Here is a 15,420-nt window from a genome sequence, read left to right as displayed (position 1 = left end):
GCTTTTGCTCCAGTTGATGCTGTGTATTTGTACAGTCATGCAAACCGAATATCTAGCAGAGCGCGGTCGTGCCGTCCTCAATTTAGACGATGCTCTGGCCCCTGCTGCAGTGCCGCCGCCTGCACGATGGTCAGGCCCAGACCGCTGCCCTCCACCGTCTCGCCCGCGCTGCGCTGGAAGCGGTCGAAGACCCTCGCGCGCGCCTCCAGCGGGATGCCCGGGCCCTCGTCGTCCATCGTTGCAGAGAGAACTTGCGAAGGCGACGATCGCATCCGAGGGCGAATCGTCGCCGTGGCATCCGGTTCAGATCTTTTTCTGAACGCTCTGAATCCATTTCTTGGTTGCGTCCTGCATCTTGTCGCCGGGCTTTCCGGAGCTGTGACCCGGAGCCTTCTCTTTCGCGAATCCGTTGTCGATCATGAACTGGATCATGTTCTTGCGCGTGGTCTTGTCTTGACCATCACTCGACCTGCACTTCTTTTCGAGACTCTTGAAGGAATCTTTGGCGTAGGTTTGCAACGTGGCAAGGTTTTCTCCCGCAATTTCTCTTTCGCCCATGTCGGTTCTTTCAAAGGGTTGGGCGGTGAGACAGGCACCGCGGACCGACGATGCTGAAGATCGAATCGATTTAATTCGGACACCCTCGCATCGTGCTAACGGCACGTTGCCATACCATGACGGGCAGTTCATCCTTAGGGTTGAGGACTGCCGGACGGCGAAGCCACTGCCGAGGACCGCTCCCGCTGCAAAACGGATGCGAGCTGACGATCTAGCGTTCAGGGGTCCAGACCATCTCCACCCTCAGCCCGCCGGCCGGCGAGGTGTCCAGCGTCACGCTGGCCCCCTGGTGCCGCGCCGCCGCCTGCACGATGGCCAGGCCCAAGCCGCTGCCTTCGACCGTCGAATCCTCACCGCGCTGGAAGCGGCCGAAGACGCGCTCGCGCGCTTGCAGCGGAATGCCCGGGCCGTCGTCGTCCACGCGCAGCAGCGGCGCGCCGCGAAGGCCGCGCAAGGCGCTCACCTGCACCGTCCGGGCGCCGTACTTGACGGCGTTGTCGATGAGGTTGCGCAGCGCGCCGCGCAGGGCCTGGGGATCGCCGGTCAGGGGCAGCGGATCGGGCGCCGTCAGCGACACGGCGACACCGGCCTTGTCGGCCAGGGCCTGCACATCCGCCACGGCCTGGCGCGCCAGGTCGACGAGGTCGAGCGGCAGCGTCGCCGCCGACGCGCCCGGTTCGGCGCGGGCCAGCGCCAGCAACTGCTCGACGAGGTGCACCGCACGGTCGATGCCGCCGCGCAGGCGGGCGATGGATTTGCCCTGCTCTTCTCCGGGCGCCGCGTCGCGCAGCAGGCCCAGCTGCAGCTTCAAGGCCGTCAGCGGCGAGCGCAGCTCATGGGCCGCGTCGGCGACAAAGCTGCGCTGGGCGTCGAAAGCCGAGGACAGCCGCCCGAGCAGGTCGTTGAAGGCCTCCACCAACGGCGCCACCTCGCCGGGCAGGTCGGCGGTGGGCAGGGGGTCGAGCGCGTTGGCACCGCCGGCCTGGGCTGCGCGGGTCACGCGGGCCAGTGGCGCCAGTGACACGCCCAGCAGCCACCAGATGGCCGCCGCGACCAGCGGCAGGGCCACGGCGACGGGCACGACGCTGCGCAGCGCGGCCACCGCGGCCAGGCGCTGACGCACGGCCAGCGGCTGGGCCACCTGGACGACGCGCAGCGGCGTCGCCGCGCTGAACACGCGCCAGTCCTGCCCGGCCAGGTGCAGGTTGGAGTAGCCCAGCACCGCGCGCGCCGGCAGTGCCTCGGTCATGCCCTGGGGCCGGCTGGAATAGATCTCCAGGCCCTGCACGGACCAGATCTGCACCAGGTAGTCCAGGCTGGGGTCGGCCAGCGCCGCGGCCTCGTCGCCGGCGATGCGGCCCTGGTCGCGCAGCGACAGCGCCGTCTGGCGCAGCTGGTAGTCGAACAGCTCGTCGGCTTCGGCACGCACGCTGACATAGGTGGCGCCGGCGACCGCCAGGGCCGTCACGGCGCCGAGGAGGGCGAGCAGCGCGAAGAGGCGGCCGCGCAAGGTGCCCAGCCACTTCATGGCGCGCCGCCTTTTTCAGGGCCGGCGTAGTAGCCCAGGCCGCGCACGGTATGCAGCAGATCGGCACCGAGCTTCTTGCGCAGTTGGTGCATGTAGACGCTGATGGCGTTGCTCTCCAGCTCCTCGCCCCAGCCGTAGAGGCGGTCCTCGAGCTGGGCGCGCGACACGATGGCGCCGGGGCGCTCCAGCAGTGCCTGCAGCAGGGCGAACTCGCGCGCCGACAGCAGGATGGGTTTGCCAGCCCGCGTGACCTCGCGCGTGGCCGGGTCCAGGCGCAGGTCGGCCACGGCCAGGGCCGTGTCGGTGCGGCCGCCGTGGCGGCGTGCGAGGGCGCGCAGCCGGGCCAGCAGCTCGTCCAGCTCGAAGGGCTTGACGAGGTAGTCGTCGGCGCCGGCGTCCAGGCCGGCCACCTTGTCGCTCAGCGCGTCGCGCGCGGTCAGCACGATGACGGGTGTCGCGTCGCCGCGGGCGCGCAGGCTCTTCAGCACGTCGATGCCGCCGCGCTTGGGCAGGCCGAGGTCCAGCAGCACGGCGTCGAAGCGCTCGCCGCTGGCCAGCACGCCATCGGCGGCCTGGCCGTCGCGCACCCAGTCGGCCGCAAAGCCCTGGCGGCGCAGCGCCTCGCGCAGGCTCTCGCCGATCATCGTGTCGTCTTCAACGAGAAGGAGGCGCATGGCTCAGCGGGCCAGCGCGGGCTGGCACTCGGCGCCGGGCCAAACCGGCCAGAACGGCGAGCCGGGCGTGCGCGAGATTTGGGGCACGTGGACGACGGCGCGGCGCCAACTGTCACGCAGGCGGACGATCTGGGTTTCGGCCTGCGGGTTGTTTCGGGCGCCGGACTGGGGCCAGGTCATGCCGACCTGCATGTCGATGATGAGGAGCACGGGCATGGCGCGAGGTTAACGTCATCCACTGCAAGGCCCCCTAGCCACGGTACTGCCACCGGCTTGCCACAAACCGTGAGCAGAATTTTCCGAACGGCGCGCATCGCGCCTTCGAGCCGAGAGGATGCAAGACATGACGAAGATCGACCGCCGCGCGCTGCTGCGCGGTATGGCAGGGGCGGGCGCCGCGGCCGCGCTGCCCGACAGCATCCGCCAGGCGCTGGCCGTCCCCGCCCAGGGTGCGACCGGGACCATCGCCGATGTCAAGCACATCGTCGTGCTGATGCAGGAGAACCGCTCCTTCGACCACTACTTCGGCACGCTGCGCGGCGTGCGCGGCTTTGGCGACCCGCGCGCGGTGAAGCAGTACGGCTCAGGCAAGCCCATCTTCGAGCAGCCCAACCTCAACGCGGCCGGCGCCACGCAGAACCCGCCGACCATCCTGCCCTTCCACCCCACGGCGGCCAACCTGGGCCAGCAGTTCCTGACCGGCCTGCCGCATGCCTGGGCCGATGCGCACAAGGCCTGGAACGACGGCCACAACGACCGCTGGGTGCCCGCCAAGGGCAAGGTCTCGATGGCCTATCTGCAGCGCGCCGACATCCCGTTCTACTACGCGCTGGCCGACGCCTTCACGATCTGCGACGCCTATCACTGCTCGATCATGGCGTCGACGGACCCTAACCGCTACTACCTGTGGTCGGGCTGGTGCGGCCAGAACGGCACGCTGCCGGGTGGCATCAATGTGACCAACACCGGCAGCACGCCGGGCACCCTGGCCCTCAATGCCAGCGGGAGCAACGCCGGCAACGGCACGCCGCCCCTGGGCCCGGTCGTCAACAACGCCGAGCAGGGCTACAACTGGACGACCTACCCCGAGCGTCTGCAGCAGGCCGGCGTCACGTGGAAGGTCTACCAGGACGTCGGCCACGGCCTGGACGCCACCGGCTCCTGGGGCTGGGACGGCGCCAACCCCTACATCGGCAACTACGGTGACAACGCGCTGCTGTACTTCAACCAGTACCGCAATGCGCAACCCGGCAGCCCGCTTTACGAGTGCGGCCGCACCGGCACCAACCTGCTCAATGGCGGTGCCTTCAACAACGGCACGCTGTTCGACCAGCTGCGCGCCGACGTGCTGAACGGCACGCTGCCGCAGGTGTCGTGGATTGCCGCGCCCGAGGCCTACAGCGAGCACAGCAACTGGCCCACCAGCTATGGCACCTGGTACATCCAGAACGTGCTGAACGCGCTGACCGCCAACCCCGCGGTCTGGGCCAGTACGGTCTTCATCATCTGTTTCGACGAGAACGACGGCTTCTTCGACCACATCGTCGCGCCCACGCCGCCGGCCACCGCCGCGCAGGGCAAGTCCACGGTCAGTACCGTCAACGAGATCTATCCTGGGGCCGGCAGCTACGCGGCAGGCCCCTACGGCCTGGGCGCGCGCGTGCCCATGCTCGTGATCTCGCCTTGGAGCAAAGGCGGCTGGGTCTGCTCCGAGACCTTCGACCACACCTCCATCATCCGTTTCATCGAGAAGCGCTTTGGTGTCATGGAGCCCAACATCTCGCCGTGGCGCCGCGCCGTCTGCGGCGACCTGAGCTCGACGCTGGACTTCACGCTGCCCAATGCGACGGCCGCGCGCCTGCCCAGCACCGCGTCGTACGCGCCGCCGCAGGCCGACGTTGTCAGCGGCAAGAAGTACAGCACCTACACGCCACCGGTGCCGGCCAACCAGGCCATGCCGGTGCAGGAGAGCGGCACGCGGCTGGCCCGTGCGCTGCCTTACGAGCTGCAGGCGGACTGGACGCCGCTGTCCAGCAGCGGCTTCAGCCTCGACTTCGCCAACACGGGCAGCGCCGGCGCCTGGCTGCATGTGCGCACGGCCAATGGCTGCGTCGCCGGCGGCGGTACCGGCCCCTGGGGCTACACGGTGGAGACCGGCAAGACCTTGGCCGACACCTGGACGACGCCGGCCGGTGGCGCCTACGACGTGAGCGTGAACGGCCCCAACGGCTTCTTCCGTCGCTACGCCGGCAGCCTGGATGCGGGTGCCGCGAAGCTGACCGTGCGCGGCAGCACCAGCCGCGCGACGGGTGGCCTCTCACTGACCGTGACCAACGCCGGCAAAGCGGCCGTGACGGTCACCGTGACGGACCGCTACACCAACGCCAGCTCGCACCAGACCCTGCAGCCCGGGGCCAGCTTCCGTTCCGACTGGTCGCTGCAGACCAGCTCGCGCTGGTACGACCTGGCGGTGAGCGCCGACGGCGACGCGCGCTTTCTCGCCCACTTCGCCGGCCACGTCGAGACCGGCGTCGCCGGCATCAGCGACCCCTTGCTCTGAGGATCACCATGCACCTGCTTCGCACCCTGCTGACTGCGGCTATCGTGGCGGCGATGCCCTCCGCCCACGCCGCCACGCTGTTCGACAACCTCGCCGGCTCCCGTGACGGCGCCGATCCGCTGCTGAGCTTCGGCCCGCTGGCCGACTCCTTCAGCACCGGCGCCAACGCCGGCCTCGTGCTGACCCAGGTCACGGCGCTGCTGAAGAGCGACAACGCTCAGATTGTCGGCGACGTGCTCGTCAGCCTGCACGCCGACAGCGCCACCGGCCCCGGCGCGCTGATCGCCACGCTGGGCACGCTGTCCAGCGCCGCGGTGTCGACGGCCGACTTCGCCGCCTACACCTTCAAGCCAGCGGCCGGTGTCCAGCTCGCCGCCAACACGACCTACTGGGTCCAGCTGGAAGCTGTCGGTGCGAACGCGGTGGAGTGGTCCTGGTCCCAGGACCTGAGCGGTCCCGGCGTGGCCGGTGGCGCCAACTACAGCGCGACGCTGGGCCTCAGCGCCAACGCGGCAGCCGCGCCCTACCAGCTGTCGGTCGCCGTGCAGGCCGTGCCGGAGCCGGCCTCGGCCGCGCTCCTGCTGGGCGGTGCCGGCCTCATCGGCCTCACCGCGCTCGCGCGCCGCCGCAAGGGCTAAATGTCAAGGTTGTCCTCGACGCTCAGCAGGCGGATGCGGACACCATAGCCTTGCGTTGCAAGGCGTCAGCGGGCCAGCAGGGCGGTGGCGGCGTCGGTGTCGATGACGCTGGCGTATTCGCCCTGCAGATTGGCCAGGGCCATCTGGTGCACCTCCTCGGCGGGGTGATCGACGCCGCGCAGATCGGTCTTGCCGAAGGCGAAACAGGCGTCCGCCACCACATGGGTCTCAAAACCCAGGTTGCCGGCGCTGCGGGCGGTCGCCTCGACCGAGTTGTTGGTGCTGACCCCGGCGATGACCAGCGAGCGGTGGCCACGGGCGTGCAGCCAGCGTTCCAGGCCGGCGTGGGTGAAGGCGTCGGGCACGTTCTTCTCGACGATGTGCTCGCCGTCGCGGGGCGCCAGCGCGGGCTGGAACTCGGCGCCCGGCTGGCCCGGCCAGAACGGCGAGCCGGGCGTGCGCGACATGTGGCGCACGTGGACGACGGGCGCGCCGGCCTCACGCCAGACGCCCAGCAGCCGCGCGATGTGGGCCTCGGCCTGCAGGTTGTTGCGGCTGCCGGATTGGGGCCAGGTCATGCCGACCTGCATGTCGATGATGAGAAGAAGCGGCATGGAATGAGAGGAGGGAAGGTGTCAGCGGCAGGTGTCGAAGCCTGCACCCCTCGCAGGGACGGTTGCGACCGTGCGTCTACCAGTTTCGCCACGCTGACGCCGCGCATCGTAGGACGAACACAGGAGGCTGCGGGCGACGGGCGTTGTGGGCCGTCGCGCAAGGCCGCGCCTGTGCACCCCTACGATGACCCGGGGTCGCGAGTTGCTACCCAAGCCGGATTCGAAGTTCAATGCCGAGCTTCTCGATCACGACGGGATGCCCGGCGCTCGTCACTGTCGGCAAGGCGGAGTGAAGGATGTTTCTCGCGTTGGACGGAATGGGTGACCTGCAGGCGCAGGTGCTGAGGGCCTTGAAGCAGGGCATACAGGACGGGCGCCTGGCGGCCGGGTCGCGCCTGCCGTCGACCCGCGAGCTGGCGGCCAAGCTCGGCGTCTCGCGCAACACCGTCATCGCCGCCTATGAATCGCTGTGCGCCGAACAGTTCGCCGTGGCGAAGTCGGGTTCGGGCACACGCGTTGCGGCCCGCCCGCCACGGCCGCAGCCGGCGCAGCCGCCCTTGCCCGTGCAGGCGCAGAGCCGCTATGCCGGCCGGGTGAGGTCGCTGCCGCCGGTGACGCTGGAAAAGCGCGAAGAGGGGCTGCGCTGGAATCTGCAATATGGCGAGCCCATGGTGGACGTGGCCCTGTTCACCATCTGGCGGCGGGCGCTGATCCACGCCGCGCAGCGCACCGGCGCCCATGGCGCGCCGGCCCAGGGCCTGCTGGAGTTGCGCAGCCAGATTGCCGATCACCTGGGCAAATACCGCGGCATCCGCTGCACGGCCGCCGACGTCGTGATCGTCAACGGCACGCAGCAGGCCATCTCGCTGGCCGCGCGCGTTCTGGTCGACGAAGGGGAGAAGGTGGTGCTGGAGGAGCCGCACTACCAGCTCGCGACGCAGGCCTTCACGGCCCATGGCGCGGTGGTGCAGCATGTGCCGGTGGACGACGAGGGCATCGAGGTCGACGCCCTGCCCATCGAAGGCATCAAGCTGGCCTATGTGACGCCCTCGCACCAGTTCCCGACCGGGCGCGTGATGTCGCTGCAGCGCCGGGCCGCCATGCTGGAGCGCGCCGCCGCGCAGGGCTTCTGGATCCTGGAGGACGACTACGACGGCGAGTTCAAGTTCGACGGCCGGCCGCCGCCCGCGCTGCATTCCCTGGACAGCCACGGCCGGGTTCTCTACATCGGCACGTTCACGAAGACGCTGCTGCCGTCGATACGGCTGGGCTACATGATCGCGCCGGAGCCGGTACGCCGCGATCTGATCAGGGCCAAGATGCTGGCGGACATGCGCTGCAGCGCGGTGGAGCAGGCGGCGGTGGCACGGTTGATGTCGAGCGGCGCCTATGTGCGCCACCTCAAGCGCGCCACCCTCGAACTCAAGAAGCGCCGGCGCGCGCTGCTGGCTGGCCTGCAGGCCCATTGCGGGGCCTTCGTCCAGATCGATGACAGCGGCGGAGGCATGCACCTGATCTGCTGGTTTCCCGAGCTCAGTTACGCCCAGCTGGCCGCGCTGATCGCGCTCGCCACCGCGCGAGGCCTGGGCCTGCATGAGGTGGAGCATCACTACACGCGCAAGCCTCGGCTTCCAGGGCTGCTGATGGGCTTTGCCGCGCTGTCCGTTGCCCAGATCAACGCGGCCACCGCGATGCTGGGTGAATGCCTGGCCGACGTGATGCGCGGCGAGGCACGGGCGCTCGTCTAGACCCCGCTTCCGTCCCGGTCGACCCATGACGATGGTCACGGGGGACTTTCCCTGTGGCCGCCAATTGGCTCCAAGTGAGTGCTTGGAAAGTGGCCCTATCCGCTGCCAAGGGGGCGTCCCAGACTGGCTCGTCCCAACCGTTCGAGACGACGCCACCCCATGAAACACCAACTCCAACCGATCGCCTCGCTGGTGCGAGGCCTGGTCACCATCACCACGATCACGCTGTGCGCCAGCGCCCAGGCACAGACTGCGGACGCCTCGGGGCAGCAGCTTGAGCGGGTGCTCGTGACGGGCTCCTCCATCAAGCGCGTGGACTCCGAGACCGCGCTGCCCGTGCAGATCATCACCAAGGCCGACATCGCGCGCACCGGCGCCACCAGCACGGAGCAATTGCTGGCATCGATCTCGGCGGCCTCCAGCATGGGCTCCACGACCAACGCGATGGGCGCGGGCTCGTCCACCGGCGGGCTGTCCTCCGTCTCCCTGCGCGGCCTGACCGCCGACCGCACGCTGGTGCTCGTCAACGGCCGCCGCCTCGCGCCGTTTCCGGGCGGCGCCCAGGCCTCGGTGAACGTCAACACCATCCCGCTGGCCGCCATCGAGCGCGTGGAGATCCTGAAGGACGGCGCCTCGGGCGTCTATGGCAGCGACGCGGTGGCCGGTGTCGTCAACTTCATCCTGACCAAGTCCTTCGACGGCGTGCAGGTGGGCGTGTCGGCCGGCGCCCCGACGCGCGACGGCGGTGGCAAGAACCACAAGGCGTCCATCGTGGCCGGCTTCGGCGACCTGGATGCCGACCGCTTCAGCGTCGTCGCGTCCGCCGCCTACGAGAAGGAAGACGCGCTGTACGGCCGAGAGCGGGACTTCGCCCGCAGCGGCAATGTGCCGCCCTTCTACACGAATGGCGCCACCGGCCAGGGCAATATCGAAGGGGCCTGGATCCCCGGCAAGACGCTGCAGGAGGTGGAGGCCACGCCGGGCTATCGCTTCTTCCGCTCTCCCAACAGCAGCTACGGCAGCCCGGTGGACTGCACGACGATCGGCATGTTCAAGCGTGCCAGCGGCGGCTTCCAGGGCGCCCCGGTCTGCTCCTTCGACAGCGCGCCCTATGTGGGCCTTGTTCCCAACCGGGAACTGAAGAACCTCACCGCCAACCTGATCTGGAAGGCCACCGACAACCTCGAGGTGTTCGCCGACCTGCTGTGGGGCCAGAGCAAGATCACGCAGAGCTTCCAGGCCAGCCCCATCCGCGCCTCCTTCCTGGAGACCGACAACCTGTTTGGCCAGCGCCACGTCGACCCGGCCCTGCTGCTGCTGCCCGGCAACCCCAACTACCCGACGGCCTATCTGCAGTCGCGCGGCTTCACCGACCTGATCGGCAAGCCGCTGGCCGTCACGGTGCGCGAGTCGGCGCTGGGCAGCCGCATCAACAGCGACACCAGCACGCAGGCCCGCATCACGCTGGGCGCCAACGGCCATGTCGGCGAGCACGACTACGAGCTGGCCGCGTCCCACAATGAGAGCAAGCTCAAGGGTCAGGCCGTCAACGGCTATTTCTCGCAGGTCGGCTATGCGGCCGTCATCAACGATCCGGCCAACAACAGCCTGTGGAACCCCTGGGCATCGGGCGGCCAGCAATCGCAGCAATTGGTCGACAAGCTCAAGGCCACGGCCTACACCGGCCAGACCCTGAACGGCCTGGCCAAGACGGACGTGGTGGACGGCAAGGTGGCCGGCCCGGCCTTCAGCCTGCCCGCCGGCGCCGCGCAATACGCCCTCGGCTTCCAGTACCGCAAGGAGGCCTACAAGACCGACCCGTCCGCGGCCCTCTTCAGCGGCGACATCGCCGGCCTGGGCGGCTCGGTGGCGCCCATCGACCGCTCGCGCAATGTGAAGGCACTGTTCGGGGAGTTGAGCGTGCCGGTGTTCAAGTCGCTGGAGGCGTCGCTCGAGGTGCGCAGCGACCGCTACAACGACGTCGGCTCGTCCAGCAACCACAAGGGCAGCCTGCGCTGGCGCGCGGCCGACGGCCTGGTGTTTCGCGCTTCAGCGGGCACGGGCTTTCGGGCGCCCACCCTCGTCGACCTCTGGACGCCGCAAACCCTGGGCTCCTCGGAGCAGTTCGACGACCCCGCGACGGGCCAGACCGATCTTCAGGTGAACGGCCTGTCGGGCGGCAACCCCAACCTGAAGCCTGAGCGCTCGCGCCAGAGCCAGGTGGGCTTCGTGCTGTCCCCCATTCGCCAGTTCTCCGCCACCGTCGACTTCTTCAAGATCCGCCTCAAGGACATCATCAACGCGCCCTCCGCCCAGGAGGTGGTCTCGGGCTTCCGGCGCGGCGACCCGGCCTATGCCGGTCTCGTCAAGGTGAGCCCGGCCAACGAGATCCAGCAGATCACCACCGCCCTGACCAATGCCGGCGACGCGAAGCTGTCCGGTTTCGACGTCGACCTCGTCTGGCGCGACACCTATGCCTTCGGGCGGCTGGACGTGAACCTCGTCGGCACCTATATGAGCAAGTTCGACGAAGCCAGCGCCGGCGGCTTCCTGTCGCACAAGGTGGGCACGACCGTCGAGAGCGACGGCTCGCCCGTGCTGGGCGCCAACGGCGGCGGCGTCGTACTGCGCTGGAAGCACATGCTGAGCGCGACCTGGACGAAGGGACCGTGGTCGGCCACGCTGGTGCAGAACTACTACACGGGCTATCGCGACGGCGACGACCTCAACGGCAACGCCCACCACGTGCCGAGCCAGGCCCTCTACGACGCGCAAGTCAGCTGGAAGGGCTGGCGCGGCCTGCAGCTGGCCGTGGGCGTCAAGAACCTGTTCGACAAGGACCCGCCGACCTATATCTTCGTCAGCAACCAGTTCCAGTACGGCTATGACGTGTCGCTGTACGACCCGCGCGGCAGGCTCGCCTATGTCAACGCGACGTACCGCTTCTGAGGCCTGGGTGGCGGCCCTGCTGGTGGTCGCCCTGGCCGCCATCCTGGCGGCCTTGCCCGCCGTCGCGGCGCCGGGTGAGAGCTGCGCATTGAAGGCCAGCGGCACGCCGCCCACCGTCGTCGAGACCTACACCTCGGAGAAGTGCAGCTCCTGCCCGCCCATCGAAGCCTGGCTGTCCACGCTGGCGGGCGACAAGTCCGTGCTGCCGCTGGCCTTCCACGTCGACTACTTCGACGACAAGCACTGGAAGGACCGCTATGCCAGTGCGGCCTACACGCGGCGGCAGAAGGAGGTGCTGGCCGTCAGCGGGGCCGCGGGCATCTACACGCCGCAGGTGCTGGTGAACGGGCGCGACCGCACGCTGCCGCCCGTTCCCGTCGCCACGGACGCCGGCGTGGCGGTGGAGATGCAGGTGGAAGGACGCCGGCTCTCTGCACGCGTTTCGTCGCAGTCGTCAAAGCCCCTGGAACTGGTCGGCTACTGGGCCGCCAGCGAGAACGGCCTGAGCAGCTATGTGGGCGGCGGCGAGAACGCCGGCCTCACGCTGAAGCATGACTTCGTCGTGCGCGACTACCGCAAGCTGCGCCCCTTCAAGCTGGCACCGGGCATGCCCGTTCATCTGGCCTACGAAGGCGAGCTGGACGGGACGCGCGAGGTCGCGCTGGTGCTGACCGATCCATCGAGCGGCAGGCCGGTCCAGGCCCTGCGCTGGAAGCCGCGCTGCTGAAGCGGCTCCTTGTGACGCAAGGGCCGGTGGCTCTTCAAGGGCCCGGCTGCCATGCCCATCATGAAGCCATGAATGCACCCGACCTGTTCCTGGCCTCCAGCGCTCGCCACGCCACCCAGGACCTCCTCAGGCATCGCCTGCCCTATCTGATCGATGCCACCGGCGAGGACCTCAGGGTGAGCCGCGGCTCCCTGCCGCTGGAACTGCTGCGCGCCGGCTTCGTCGAGTGGGCCGGCATGAAGTCGCGTTCCGACGCCTTCGCCCGCCAGGGGCCGGAGGCGCTGGACGGGCTCTACAGCTATCTGCCCGTCGTGCTGTGCCGGGATAGTCAGTCCGTGCGCCAAGCCCTGGCCTGCGAGCTGCGCGCGGGGCTGCTGGTCATCGGGACGCCGGCCTGCGCTTCGGACGCGCGCGTCCAGTGGCCCGTCGACGCGCCCGACAACATCGAGATGTCGGCCACAGCCTGGTTCGGAGCGCCGGCGCATGTGATCAGTGGCCAGGATCTCTGGCAGCTGCCGCTGGCCTGCGACACGCGCAGCCTGTCCGTCGACACGATCAGCAGCCGCCTGCGCGAGGTCGAAAGCCTGTGGCTGCGCTGCGGCGTCAGCCAGGGTTTTGTGCTGCTGAACCTGGACGGCATGGGCTCGCTCAGCGAAAGGCGCAACGGCATCGCCGACGAGGTCTTCGCCGCCGCGCTGGCGTGGGCGCAACGCGGCTTTCATGACGCGACGGTCATCGTCTACGGCGAGGGCGTGGCCTCCAGCAAGGGCCAACTGGCGATGGGCGAAGTCGCCCGCCACCTGGGCCGTGCGCTGTTCAGGCCTGCGGGTGGTTGGGGTGTTCGCGCCGCACGTCCGTGATGGCGCCGGCGATCCGCCGTTTCGTGTGAAGGCAAGCGGAATCGCTGGCCCTTGCGACGAGCATCGGTAGTGCGGCCCTCGGCAGAGACACGGGGTTGAGCTGGAACCGAGAACCGCTCGCGACTATCCTCAGTCGGCGAGCGGCTGCACACTGGCAGCGGCAATCCATGGGTCGATAGGCAGAGAAAACCGAGATGCGCACAAGCTCGAACATGGCCGTTGGTGCGGTCCATCGCCTGGCAGTTGACAGCCAGGTGCTCGCCGGCAATCTGCTCGGGGACCCCACCCTGCGCGCGATCGACGTCTACGTGCCGGCCGGGCATGATGGGCGCGGCCTGCCGCTGCTGGTCGATGTCGTGGGGTTCACCGCAGGCGGGCCGGCCCACACCAACTGGAAGAACTTTGGCGAGAACGTGCCCGAGCGGCTCGACCGCTTGATTGCGACCGGCGCGATGCCGCCCGTCGTCGTGGCCTTCCCGGACTGCTTCACCCGCCTCGGCGGTAATCAATATGTGAACTCGACCGCGGTAGGACGCTGGGACGATTTCCTGCGGGCAGAGGCGGTGCCTTTCGTCGAAGCCCGCTTTGGCTGCGGCGGCCCGGGCCGGCGCGGCATCTTCGGCAAGTCCAGCGGCGGCTACGGTGCCATGGTCCATGCGCTGCTGCACCCCGACTTCTGGAGCGCGGCCGCCGTGCATTCCGGCGACATGGGGTTCGAGCTTCTCTACCGGCATGAATTCGTGCCGGTGCTGCGCGCGCTCGCCAAGAAGCCCGAGATCGGCGCGTGGATCGACGCCTTCTGGAAAGCCAGGAAGGCCAAGGACAGCGATGTGCACATCCTCATGATGCTGGCCCAGGCGGCGAGCTTCGACCCGGATCCTTCGATGCCCTATGGCGTTCGCCTGCCGGTGACGCTGGACACCTGCGAACTGATCCCCGAGCGCTGGGCGAACTGGATGGCCTGGGACCCGCTGACCCTGGTTGAACAGCATGGCCACGGGCTGGCGACACTCAAGGCCCTGTACATCGATTGTGGCGACGTCGATCAATACAACCTGGTCTATGGCGCCAGGCGCATGCACCAGCGGCTGGTCGCCATGGACATCGCCCATGTCTACGAGGAATTCGGCGACGACCATACGGCGGTGGACTATCGGATGGACATCAGCCTGCCGATCCTGGCCAAGGCGCTTGCTTGAGCAAATCCGGAGCCCCGCACAACATGTCAGAGGATCCATCCATGAACAGCGCAAATCAGGGCGAGCGTCGGAAAGCCAGATCGCCGGCCATCGTGCTCGGGGCTGTCGCTGCCATCGTCACCGCGGGCGCGGTGTCATGGGCCACGCCGGATGGCAACCTCGTCGTGACCTTGGTGCCAGCCCTGGCGATGGGCCTGCTCGTCTTCGGCGTGGCGCTGTGGCGCTTGCGTCGTGTCCACGCAGGTCCTTGAAGCCGCCCCAAGCGGCCAGGAGACGTCGCCGACGATCGGCAGCTTTCGGGTAGGCTGACGTGCATGCTTGGCGATGCTCTTGTCGTCGAGGCCGTGCGATAACCAAGGAAATTTCCATGAATCTCCATCTCGGCCTTGCCCCGATCATCTCCCTGCTCGCCGGCATCCTGATCCTCGTGGTTCCCAGGTTGCTCAACTACATCGTCGCAATCTACCTGATCGTGATCGGGCTGATCGGCTTGGTGGGCGCCGGTCAGATGCACCTGGGTTAGGCGGGGCTCACTGCCAATTTCGCGGATCGGCCAGCAGCGGAACCTCCTCAGCGGCCGCTTTGGAGCGTCTGGGTGGATGCCGCTCCGTCCGCCTGCGGCACATGTAACTGGTGCGGTTTTTGACGGTAAATTTAGTACGGTAGGGACGTACGGCAAAACCCATGAAAACGATGACGCGACAACGAGTTGTGCAAGGATCCAGGCGCCCTGTTACGGCACGGGTCGCGGTGTTATGCCGCACGGCTTGTCGCACTACAACACGTTAAAGGTCGCTTGCCGTGGCACATCACGATCCGGAAGATTCAGCTGGCGCTCAACTTGCAATGATCGTTGCGCTAAAACTGCTTCTGTCATCACACCGTGGAAATCCCGCGGCAGCTACGGCACTTGAACAAGAGCTTGAGCGAATGCGGGCAATGCTTCTAGCGTCTCCTGCGGAAGAGCGAAAAGTTGTGGCGTTCAACGAAACTGCTGACGCTCTCTTACAGGCGCTTCGACCGGCTTCGTGAATGGATGCGTGAGGAGCACGACCTCTAACCTCTCGCTGCAGCGGACGGCCTCGCCGTCCGCTGAGCTTTAACTACAAGGGCTTCCCCAGTAGTCAAGCCGAACCAAGCCTAGATGGCCCGCACTGCGGGCCATTTCTTCATCTGTATTCCCTTCAAGACCTGCAGCCGTGGCGTCGGCGGGCGCTGGCGAGACAACAAGGTGCGGACTGGCCAAACTACAAACGGTCATTGCTGCGGCGCTTGGTAGCCGCGGACCCTGATGAAGGACGCACGCAGGGGACCCATTCGTTAGCCGGCGAGCTGATGCCGCCCTTGAATTCATCGGTCACTCCC

General features: G+C 68.1%; 15 protein-coding genes. 9 read left to right on the top strand and 6 right to left on the bottom strand.

Annotation, left to right across the window (positions count from 1 at the left end):
• Nucleotides 1-77: 77 nt before the first annotated feature.
• The 5 genes from AC1D2H_RS11140 to AC1D2H_RS11120 form a co-directional block, all read right to left on the bottom strand.
• The gene (locus AC1D2H_RS11140; RefSeq protein ID WP_478011110.1) at nt 78-284 is read right to left on the bottom strand and encodes an ATP-binding protein; all 207 of its coding nucleotides are present in this window, start codon (nt 282-284) and stop codon (nt 78-80) included.
• Nucleotides 285-303: 19 nt separating this feature from the next.
• Complete coding sequence (locus tag AC1D2H_RS11135) at nt 304-558, bottom strand: hypothetical protein (RefSeq protein ID WP_478010973.1); 255 nt, start codon at nt 556-558, stop codon at nt 304-306.
• Between the two features lie 211 nt (nt 559-769).
• Entirely contained in the window at nt 770-2,086 is a 1,317-nt protein-coding gene (locus AC1D2H_RS11130) for an ATP-binding protein (protein ID WP_478010972.1), read from the bottom strand.
• Nucleotides 2,083-2,760: a response regulator gene (locus tag AC1D2H_RS11125; RefSeq protein WP_477931971.1), complete on the bottom strand. Its 678-nt coding sequence runs from the start codon at nt 2,758-2,760 to the stop codon at nt 2,083-2,085. The genes AC1D2H_RS11130 and AC1D2H_RS11125 overlap by 4 nt, the downstream gene beginning before the upstream one ends.
• Before the next feature lie 3 nt (nt 2,761-2,763).
• Entirely contained in the window at nt 2,764-2,976 is a 213-nt protein-coding gene (locus tag AC1D2H_RS11120) for a cysteine hydrolase family protein (RefSeq protein ID WP_478010971.1), read from the bottom strand.
• A 127-nt stretch (nt 2,977-3,103) separates the two neighbouring features.
• Here AC1D2H_RS11120 and AC1D2H_RS11115 point away from each other — a divergent pair, with 127 nt between their 5' ends.
• Together AC1D2H_RS11115 and AC1D2H_RS11110 are read left to right on the top strand one after the other, a co-directional pair.
• On the top strand, nt 3,104-5,320 hold the full coding sequence (locus AC1D2H_RS11115) for a phosphocholine-specific phospholipase C (protein WP_478010970.1): 2,217 nt from the start codon (nt 3,104-3,106) through the stop codon (nt 5,318-5,320).
• Nucleotides 5,321-5,328: 8 nt separating this feature from the next.
• Nucleotides 5,329-5,958: a choice-of-anchor R domain-containing protein gene (locus AC1D2H_RS11110; protein WP_478010969.1), complete on the top strand. Its 630-nt coding sequence runs from the start codon at nt 5,329-5,331 to the stop codon at nt 5,956-5,958.
• Nucleotides 5,959-6,023: 65 nt separating this feature from the next.
• Here AC1D2H_RS11110 and AC1D2H_RS11105 read toward each other — a convergent pair whose 3' ends face one another.
• Complete coding sequence (locus AC1D2H_RS11105) at nt 6,024-6,572, bottom strand: cysteine hydrolase family protein (RefSeq protein ID WP_478010968.1); 549 nt, start codon at nt 6,570-6,572, stop codon at nt 6,024-6,026.
• A 296-nt stretch (nt 6,573-6,868) separates the two neighbouring features.
• Here AC1D2H_RS11105 and pdxR point away from each other — a divergent pair, with 296 nt between their 5' ends.
• The 7 genes from pdxR (at nt 6,869) to AC1D2H_RS11070 (ending at nt 14,578) form a co-directional block, all read left to right on the top strand.
• A complete protein-coding gene (gene pdxR, locus AC1D2H_RS11100; RefSeq protein ID WP_478010967.1) occupies nt 6,869-8,320 on the top strand; it encodes a MocR-like pyridoxine biosynthesis transcription factor PdxR in 1,452 nt (483 codons plus the stop codon).
• Nucleotides 8,321-8,479: 159 nt separating this feature from the next.
• Nucleotides 8,480-11,269 (top strand): TonB-dependent receptor, encoded by a 2,790-nt coding sequence (locus AC1D2H_RS11095; protein ID WP_478010966.1) that lies wholly within the window; start codon nt 8,480-8,482, stop codon nt 11,267-11,269.
• Nucleotides 11,244-11,996: a DUF1223 domain-containing protein gene (locus tag AC1D2H_RS11090; protein ID WP_478010965.1), complete on the top strand. Its 753-nt coding sequence runs from the start codon at nt 11,244-11,246 to the stop codon at nt 11,994-11,996. The genes AC1D2H_RS11095 and AC1D2H_RS11090 overlap by 26 nt, the downstream gene beginning before the upstream one ends.
• A 68-nt stretch (nt 11,997-12,064) precedes the next feature.
• The gene (locus AC1D2H_RS11085) at nt 12,065-12,856 is read left to right on the top strand and encodes a hypothetical protein (protein ID WP_478010964.1); all 792 of its coding nucleotides are present in this window, start codon (nt 12,065-12,067) and stop codon (nt 12,854-12,856) included.
• Nucleotides 12,857-13,050: 194 nt separating this feature from the next.
• Nucleotides 13,051-14,055 carry an alpha/beta hydrolase gene (locus AC1D2H_RS11080; RefSeq protein WP_478010963.1) on the top strand — a complete coding sequence of 335 codons (1,005 nt, stop codon included), beginning with the start codon at nt 13,051-13,053 and terminating at the stop codon, nt 14,053-14,055.
• Nucleotides 14,056-14,096: 41 nt separating this feature from the next.
• The gene (locus tag AC1D2H_RS11075; protein ID WP_478010962.1) at nt 14,097-14,306 is read left to right on the top strand and encodes a hypothetical protein; all 210 of its coding nucleotides are present in this window, start codon (nt 14,097-14,099) and stop codon (nt 14,304-14,306) included.
• A gap of 116 nt (nt 14,307-14,422) precedes the next feature.
• A complete protein-coding gene (locus tag AC1D2H_RS11070; RefSeq protein ID WP_082532451.1) occupies nt 14,423-14,578 on the top strand; it encodes a DUF3096 domain-containing protein in 156 nt (51 codons plus the stop codon).
• Nucleotides 14,579-15,420: the final 842 nt, after the last annotated feature.

This window comes from Roseateles sp. P1_C1_2, from assembly GCF_056406535.1.
Note: the sequence above shows the minus strand (reverse complement) of the source record. Positions and strands in the feature narration are given on the sequence as shown.

Coding starts and splice junctions, on each gene's coding strand:
- AC1D2H_RS11135 (WP_478010973.1), bottom strand. CDS start 558: ATGGGCGAAAGAGAAATTGCGGGAGAAAACCTTGCCACGTTGCAAACC.
- AC1D2H_RS11130 (WP_478010972.1), bottom strand. CDS start 2,086: ATGAAGTGGCTGGGCACCTTGCGCGGCCGCCTCTTCGCGCTGCTCGCC.
- AC1D2H_RS11125 (WP_477931971.1), bottom strand. CDS start 2,760: ATGCGCCTCCTTCTCGTTGAAGACGACACGATGATCGGCGAGAGCCTG.
- AC1D2H_RS11120 (WP_478010971.1), bottom strand. CDS start 2,976: ATGCCCGTGCTCCTCATCATCGACATGCAGGTCGGCATGACCTGGCCC.
- AC1D2H_RS11115 (WP_478010970.1), top strand. CDS start 3,104: ATGACGAAGATCGACCGCCGCGCGCTGCTGCGCGGTATGGCAGGGGCG.
- AC1D2H_RS11110 (WP_478010969.1), top strand. CDS start 5,329: ATGCACCTGCTTCGCACCCTGCTGACTGCGGCTATCGTGGCGGCGATG.
- AC1D2H_RS11105 (WP_478010968.1), bottom strand. CDS start 6,572: ATGCCGCTTCTTCTCATCATCGACATGCAGGTCGGCATGACCTGGCCC.
- pdxR (WP_478010967.1), top strand. CDS start 6,869: ATGTTTCTCGCGTTGGACGGAATGGGTGACCTGCAGGCGCAGGTGCTG.
- AC1D2H_RS11095 (WP_478010966.1), top strand. CDS start 8,480: ATGAAACACCAACTCCAACCGATCGCCTCGCTGGTGCGAGGCCTGGTC.
- AC1D2H_RS11090 (WP_478010965.1), top strand. CDS start 11,244: ATGTCAACGCGACGTACCGCTTCTGAGGCCTGGGTGGCGGCCCTGCTG.
- AC1D2H_RS11085 (WP_478010964.1), top strand. CDS start 12,065: ATGAATGCACCCGACCTGTTCCTGGCCTCCAGCGCTCGCCACGCCACC.
- AC1D2H_RS11080 (WP_478010963.1), top strand. CDS start 13,051: ATGCGCACAAGCTCGAACATGGCCGTTGGTGCGGTCCATCGCCTGGCA.
- AC1D2H_RS11075 (WP_478010962.1), top strand. CDS start 14,097: ATGAACAGCGCAAATCAGGGCGAGCGTCGGAAAGCCAGATCGCCGGCC.
- AC1D2H_RS11070 (WP_082532451.1), top strand. CDS start 14,423: ATGAATCTCCATCTCGGCCTTGCCCCGATCATCTCCCTGCTCGCCGGC.